The 6,898-nt window shown below is 60.3% G+C and carries 7 protein-coding genes and 2 rRNA genes (1 of these 9 only partly in view); 5 read left to right on the top strand and 4 right to left on the bottom strand.

Annotated features, from left to right (window positions below; all coding sequences use genetic code 11):
* A 23S ribosomal RNA gene (locus JYG34_RS16830) occupies positions 1–1,644 on the top strand; it begins 1,249 nt to the left of the window's first position.
* Positions 1,645–1,781: 137 nt separating this feature from the next.
* Positions 1,782–1,897, top strand: a 5S ribosomal RNA gene (rrf, locus tag JYG34_RS16825).
* A 147-nt stretch (positions 1,898–2,044) separates the two neighbouring features.
* On the opposite strand, the gene JYG34_RS16820 is transcribed toward rrf, so the two are convergent.
* Positions 2,045–2,908, bottom strand: coding sequence for a universal stress protein (locus JYG34_RS16820; protein ID WP_213657512.1), 864 nt, complete (start codon positions 2,906–2,908; stop codon positions 2,045–2,047).
* 156 nt (positions 2,909–3,064) lie between these two features.
* Here JYG34_RS16820 and JYG34_RS16815 point away from each other — a divergent pair, with 156 nt between their 5' ends.
* Positions 3,065–3,682 carry a tRNA-(ms[2]io[6]A)-hydroxylase gene (locus JYG34_RS16815; RefSeq protein ID WP_213657511.1) on the top strand — a complete coding sequence of 206 codons (618 nt, stop codon included), beginning with the start codon at positions 3,065–3,067 and terminating at the stop codon, positions 3,680–3,682.
* A gap of 7 nt (positions 3,683–3,689) precedes the next feature.
* On the opposite strand, the gene JYG34_RS16810 is transcribed toward JYG34_RS16815, so the two are convergent.
* Complete coding sequence (locus tag JYG34_RS16810) at positions 3,690–4,010, bottom strand: DUF883 family protein (RefSeq protein WP_213657510.1); 321 nt, start codon at positions 4,008–4,010, stop codon at positions 3,690–3,692.
* Positions 4,011–4,138: 128 nt separating this feature from the next.
* On the opposite strand from JYG34_RS16810, the gene JYG34_RS16805 reads away from it, so the two are divergent.
* On the top strand, positions 4,139–4,402 hold the full coding sequence (locus JYG34_RS16805) for a hypothetical protein (RefSeq protein ID WP_213657509.1): 264 nt from the start codon (positions 4,139–4,141) through the stop codon (positions 4,400–4,402).
* A 126-nt stretch (positions 4,403–4,528) separates the two neighbouring features.
* Positions 4,529–5,452 (top strand): carbon-nitrogen hydrolase family protein, encoded by a 924-nt coding sequence (locus JYG34_RS16800; protein ID WP_213657508.1) that lies wholly within the window; start codon positions 4,529–4,531, stop codon positions 5,450–5,452.
* A 3-nt stretch (positions 5,453–5,455) separates the two neighbouring features.
* On the opposite strand, the gene JYG34_RS16795 is transcribed toward JYG34_RS16800, so the two are convergent.
* Entirely contained in the window at positions 5,456–5,926 is a 471-nt protein-coding gene (locus tag JYG34_RS16795; protein ID WP_213661208.1) for an LEA type 2 family protein, read from the bottom strand.
* A 73-nt stretch (positions 5,927–5,999) separates the two neighbouring features.
* Complete coding sequence (locus JYG34_RS16790) at positions 6,000–6,890, bottom strand: LysR family transcriptional regulator (RefSeq protein WP_213657507.1); 891 nt, start codon at positions 6,888–6,890, stop codon at positions 6,000–6,002.
* Between the last annotated feature and the right edge of the window lie 8 nt (positions 6,891–6,898).

Raw genomic sequence — 6,898 nt, 5'->3', positions numbered from 1 at the left:
ACATGAGTAACGACAATGCGAGTGAAAAACTCGCACGCCGAAAGACCAAGGTTTCCTGCGCAACGTTAATCGACGCAGGGTTAGTCGGTCCCTAAGGCGAGGCTGAAAAGCGTAGTCGATGGAAAACAGGTTAATATTCCTGTACTTCCAGTTATTGCGATGGAGGGACGGAGAAGGCTAGGCCAGCTTGGCGTTGGTTGTCCAAGTTTAAGGTGGTAGGCTGAGATCTTAGGCAAATCCGGGATCTCAAGGCCGAGAGCTGATGACGAGTGCTCATTAGAGCGCGAAGTGGTTGATGCCATGCTTCCAAGAAAAGCTCCTAAGCTTCAGATAACTGGGAACCGTACCCCAAACCGACACAGGTGGTTAGGTAGAGAATACCAAGGCGCTTGAGAGAACTCGGGTGAAGGAACTAGGCAAAATGGCACCGTAACTTCGGGAGAAGGTGCGCCGGTGAGGGTGAAGCACTTGCTGCGTAAGCCCACGCCGGTCGAAGATACCAGGCCGCTGCGACTGTTTATTAAAAACACAGCACTCTGCAAACACGAAAGTGGACGTATAGGGTGTGACGCCTGCCCGGTGCCGGAAGGTTAATTGATGGGGTTAGCGCAAGCGAAGCTCTTGATCGAAGCCCCGGTAAACGGCGGCCGTAACTATAACGGTCCTAAGGTAGCGAAATTCCTTGTCGGGTAAGTTCCGACCTGCACGAATGGCGTAACGATGGCGGCGCTGTCTCCACCCGAGACTCAGTGAAATTGAAATCGCTGTGAAGATGCAGTGTATCCGCGGCTAGACGGAAAGACCCCGTGAACCTTTACTATAGCTTTGCACTGGACTTTGAGCTTGCTTGTGTAGGATAGGTGGGAGGCTTTGAAGTGGGGACGCCAGTTCTCATGGAGCCATCCTTGAAATACCACCCTGGCAACCTTGAGGTTCTAACTCAGGTCCGTTATCCGGATCGAGGACAGTGTATGGTGGGTAGTTTGACTGGGGCGGTCTCCTCCCAAAGAGTAACGGAGGAGTACGAAGGTGCGCTCAGACCGGTCGGAAATCGGTCGTAGAGTATAAAGGCAAAAGCGCGCTTGACTGCGAGACAAACACGTCGAGCAGGTACGAAAGTAGGTCTTAGTGATCCGGTGGTTCTGTATGGAAGGGCCATCGCTCAACGGATAAAAGGTACTCCGGGGATAACAGGCTGATACCGCCCAAGAGTTCATATCGACGGCGGTGTTTGGCACCTCGATGTCGGCTCATCACATCCTGGGGCTGAAGCCGGTCCCAAGGGTATGGCTGTTCGCCATTTAAAGTGGTACGCGAGCTGGGTTTAGAACGTCGTGAGACAGTTCGGTCCCTATCTGCCGTGGACGTTTGAGATTTGAGAGGGGCTGCTCCTAGTACGAGAGGACCGGAGTGGACGAACCTCTGGTGTTCCGGTTGTCACGCCAGTGGCATTGCCGGGTAGCTATGTTCGGAAGAGATAACCGCTGAAAGCATCTAAGCGGGAAACTTGCCTCAAGATGAGATCTCACTGGGATCTTGAATCCCCTGAAGGGCCGTCGAAGACTACGACGTTGATAGGTTGGGTGTGTAAGCGCTGTGAGGCGTTGAGCTAACCAATACTAATTGCCCGTGAGGCTTGACCATATAACACCCAAGCAATCTGCACACGAAGCAGATTGTGGTGGTGAAGACGATACGAACCGAAAGTTCGCAACGAACCACAACGATCACATATCCGAATTCGCTGGAGTATCCATCTGGATCTTCTGGCAACAGAATTTCTTGACGACCATAGAGCATTGGAACCACCTGATCCCATCCCGAACTCAGCAGTGAAACGATGCATCGCCGATGGTAGTGTGGGGTTTCCCCATGTGAGAGTAGGTCATCGTCAAGATTCATTTCGCAAAACCCCTATCTGCGCAGGCAGGTAGGGGTTTTGTCTTTTCCGCGTCCCAAAGCCAGCACCGCCTCCCCCTGTAGGAGCGGCCTTGCCGAGGCGTCGGACCGGCCGTAAAGGGCCGCAACGCGGCCCCAGCAATCTTCAGCCTCGTGCCAGCTCCGCCAGGTGTGCCGTTACTTCTTCGCTCTTGAGCACCAGCACGTCGCCCTCCAGCGAATCCAATACGACCTCTGCGGTATTGCCAATCAGGGCCCCGGAAATCCCAGTGCGCGCCACGGTACCAATGATGGTCACCACGGCATCATACTTTTTCTCGGTGTAAGGGATCAGTACATCCGCAGGCCCTTCGTCGATATGCAGGCGATCGTCACTGACATCGAACTCCGCCTGGAACGCCTTGCAAGCCTCGCGATAGCGCTGCTCGATGGTCTCGGTGAGCTGGTACACCGGGTCGGATGCCGACAGCATGGGGGAGGGGTGGGCACTGATGACGTGCAATTCACCCTTGGCCAGGCTGGCAATGGCATAGCCATGGTCGATGATACTGGCGTGCAACCGGCGATGAGCCTCGTCCTGGTTGCCCACATCCACGGCCGCGAGGATCTTGCCGCCCATCCAGGGCCGTTCGCTTTTGACCATCAGCACTGCGCATGGGCACTGGCGTAGCAGCTTCCAGTCATTGGGCGTCAGCAGTGCCTTGCGCAGCGGATTGTCCGGTCGATGCTCCTTGATCACCAGCTCACAGCCTTCCGCCTGCTGCACATGGATGATCGATTCGTGCAGGCTTTCCTTCCAATGCTGTTCATGGGTGACATTGTCATAACCATCGTCGTGCAACTGGCTACTCAGCAGGCTGAGCAGCGCGCTGTGGTCCTGCTTCTTGTCGCACATGAGCAGATGCAGGCGCGCACCGGTCACGCCGGCAATCAGTTTTGCCCGGGTCAGGGCACGGCTATGAGCGTGCTCGGGGTCGAGGACGACGAGGATGCTGCGGACGGCTTGCATGGGCGTGAACTCCCTTCTCAATGGCGGCCAATGCCTGACTATAGACGGCGCTCCTCCTGCCGCCGGTTGACATGCATCAAGCATAGTCACTGGCACTCGGCGGCGCCGCCGGTATAATCGCCGGTCCTGCCAGTATCTTGTGTGATTGTGAGTGTTATGTCCCTGACTCCCGAAATCGACGCCTTCCTGGGCTGTCGTACCCCTGACGCCTGGATCGAAGCGGCGCTGGCCGACCAGGAAACCTTGCTGATCGATCACAAGAATTGCGAGTTCAAGGCTGCCAGCACGGCGTTGAGCTTGATCGCCAAGTACAACACGCACCTCGACCTGATCAACATGATGTCGCGCCTGGCCCGCGAAGAACTGGTGCACCACGAGCAAGTGCTGCGGCTGATGAAGCGCCGTGGCGTGCCGTTGCGTCCGGTGTCGGCGGGGCGCTACGCCTCAGGCCTGCGCCGCCTGGTACGGGCGCATGAACCGGTAAAACTGGTGGACACGCTGGTGGTGGGGGCCTTCATCGAGGCGCGCAGCTGCGAGCGCTTCGCCGCACTGGTGCCGCACCTGGACGAAGAACTCGGCACGTTCTACCACGGTTTGCTGAAGAGCGAGGCTCGGCATTACCAGGGCTACCTGAAGCTGGCTCATCACTACGGTGAAGCAGCGGACATCGCGCGTGTCATCGAGCAAGTACGTGAAGCGGAAGCGCAGCTGATCATGTCACCTGACCAGGAACTGCGCTTCCACAGCGGTATCCCAATGGCGTTGGCCGCCTGATCGGCGTTTACTGCCGACGGCCCAGCAGCAGGCCGACCACCAGGCCAAAGCCCGCGGAGATCGCCACGGTCTGCCAGGGGTGCCCGCCAATGTATTCCTGCGTGGCATCGACCATCGGCTGGGCCCGTTGCCCCAACCGGCCAGTGGCATCGCGCGCCTGGCGCAGCTTCAGGCCCAGTTGGGCGCGAAGGGTATCGGCCTCCTCACCGACCAGCGAGACGCTCTCGGTAAGCAGTTTCTCCGACTCCTCGATCAACGCCTGCAGCTCGCTGAACACCTGATCCTTGATCTGTTCATTATCGTTTGATGCGGCAGTTTTCCTGGCCATGTACACATCCTCGTGGCGAGTGGGGTTGAACAGTGGATGCCGCGACGTCGGGAAAGTTGCAGCGGCTTTCCCGTGCCCAGCCGCTAGCGTGTAAGATAGCGCCCATTTTCCAGCGGCAGGTATTACCCATGAGTTTCAATCTGGCCAACATGAGCTTCCAGGAACGGGCACAGATCGAGGCGGAAAAGGCGCGTCTGTTCGAGTACTGGCAGAGCAATCTTGGCAAGGCCAAGGGCGAGGCTGCACGGCTGATTGCAGAAAAGCCGCGGCGCAAGAGCAAGTGGGCCGAGTGGGTGCGCACCGAACTGGACGGCATGTCGCCACCCGAGTTCACCCAACTGGTGCGCAGTGAAGTCAACAAGATGATGGCCGCCGCCAACGCCAGCCGCTGAGTCAGGCGAACACCTCAAGCACGGCACTACGGCGCTGTTCCACCCGCGGTGTCATCGCCCCGTTGTTGCGCCGATAGCTGGTGTCGGAGAATCTTCCTGATCTTCCCCCTGACAGGAGTTTCCAAGATGCCCAAGTCCATCGTCGCTGCCCTGCAGATCGGTTCGCTGCCCGCAGGCAAAGCCGCCACCCTGGAGCAGATCCTCGGCTACGAGCAGGCCATCCGTGAGGCCGGCGCCAGCTTGGTGGTCATGCCGGAAGCCCTGCTCGGCGGCTACCCCAAAGGGGAAGGTTTCGGTACCCAACTGGGCTACCGCTTGCCCGAGGGCCGGGAAGCCTTCGCTCGTTATTTCGCCAATGCGATCGACGTGCCTGGTAGCGAGACCGCTGCCTTGGCCGGGCTGTCGGCGCGCACGGGGGCGAGCCTGGTGCTTGGGGTGATCGAGCGCAGCGGTAATACCCTGTACTGCACCGTGCTGTTCTTCGAGCCAGACGGCGGGCTGGTGGCCAAGCATCGCAAATTGATGCCGACGGGTACCGAGCGCCTGATCTGGGGCACGGGTGACGGTTCCACGCTGCCGGTGGTCGACGGCCGCGCCGGGCGCATTGGTGCTGCGGTGTGCTGGGAGAACTACATGCCCTTGCTGCGTACTGCCATGTACGCCAAAGGCGTGCAACTGTGGTGCGCGCCGACGGTGGATGAGCGTGAGTTGTGGCAGGTGAGCATGCGCCATGTCGCGGCGGAGGGGCGCTGTTTCGTGATCAGTGCCTGCCAGGTGCAGGATTCGCCTGCGGCGCTCGGCATGGAAGTGGCCAACTGGCCCGCCGAGCGGCCGCTGATCAACGGTGGCAGCCTGATCGTCGGCCCGCTGGGCGATGTGCTGGCCGGGCCGTTGCTGGGTGCGCGAGGGCTGGTCTGTGCCGAAATCGATACCGACGAGCTGGTGCGTGCCCGTTACGACTTCGATGTGGTCGGCCACTATGCGCGGCCGGATGTCTTCGAGCTCAGTGTGGATGAGCGCCCACGCCCCGGTGTGCGGTTCGTCGGCTGAGGATCACCAGCCTGCGCCTGCAGCCTTGGGCAGGTCGAGCCTGCCTTTGTCGGTGAAGCGCACCGTGCCCAACGGGCCACCGGCGAGCTTGCCGCGCAGCACATAGGGTAGCCCCTGCAGCGAATCCACGCGGCTCAGGCCATAGGCCTGGCGCAGGAACGCGAAGGCGGTGATGCTGACCGGTACCACGATCATCGCTTCGTCATAGCGGCCGATATGCCCACGCTGATCGCTCACGCCGGCGGCCAGGGGTTGATCGTTGACCTCGAGGGTGAGGGCCACGCCGTTGAAGTCGACCGGTGTTTCGTTGGGGTTCTGCACACGGATCTTCACCGCCATGCGCAGTTCCATGTCCTGGCCGGGCAAGGGGTCGATGCCGACCACGCTGATGTTAAGTGGGTCACGGCCCTGAAACAGGGCGCAGGCATTCAGGGCAAGGGTCAACAGCAGGATCAGGCAGCAGCGCACAAGCATGGTTTTCACGGCCTTGGTTCACGGGCAAGTCGGCAGTGTGGCAAATGCACGGCTGGGTTGAAAGGCTGGCCCTTCATTCGAACACCGCCAGCAGATCCTCGACGAAGGCCTGCTGGGCCTCCCCCGGCGTCTGCCCGCGATGCCGGGCCAAGGTAAACGGCACCACGAAGTCCAGCCGCGGATCCAGTGCCCTGAGCAGCCCCTGTGCTTCCCAAGGTGCGGCGCAGTGGCATGGCAGGTAACCGATGTGCTGGCCCGAAAGGATGAACGTCAGCGCACTGTCGATCTGCTCGGCCACTGCCATGCTGCGCCGGCTTTGGAAGGGCTCACCCTGCTTGAGAAAGCGATAGGGATGGCGCACCTGATCGACTTCCAATAGATGGTCCCGAGTGATGTCTTGCGCGTCGTACAACGTATGTGCTTTGCCGCAGTAGAGCCGTTGCTGTTCGTCGAACAGCGGCACATAGTCGAATGCGGCCTGCGTGCCCGAAAAGTAGCTGATCGCGCAGTCCAGGCGTTGTTCCAGCAACAGACGCTCCAGCTCGGCAGGCGGGGCGCTGGTCAGTTCCAGCTGCACGGATTCTTCGCGCTGGCGAAAGCGGGCAACGGCCTGGGCGATGCGCAGGGTGATGCGCTTGTCCTGGTTCTCGGCCAGGCCGATGCGTACCGTGCCCAGCAATCGGCCGGCCACGCCATTGGCTTGCTGGCGGAACTGTTCGATCTGCAGCAACAGGCCTTGGGTCGCCTGCAGCAGCAGCTCGCCCTTCTCGGTCAGGCGGAAGCCGCCTTTACCTCGGCTGCACAGGCGATAGCCCAGGCGCGTTTCCAGCCGCGCCATCTGCTGGCTGATGCTGGGCTGGCTCAGCCCCAGCACGCCCTGGGCGGCACTGAAGCCGCCGGCCTCGACTACAGTGACGAACAGCCGCAGCAGGTGCAGGTCCGGGTCGTGCAATTGTCCGAGCATCACATTGC

This window comes from Pseudomonas entomophila (genome assembly GCF_018417595.1).
GTDB lineage: Bacteria > Pseudomonadota > Gammaproteobacteria > Pseudomonadales > Pseudomonadaceae > Aquipseudomonas > Aquipseudomonas entomophila_C.
This window is presented reverse-complemented; position numbering and strand designations above follow the sequence as displayed.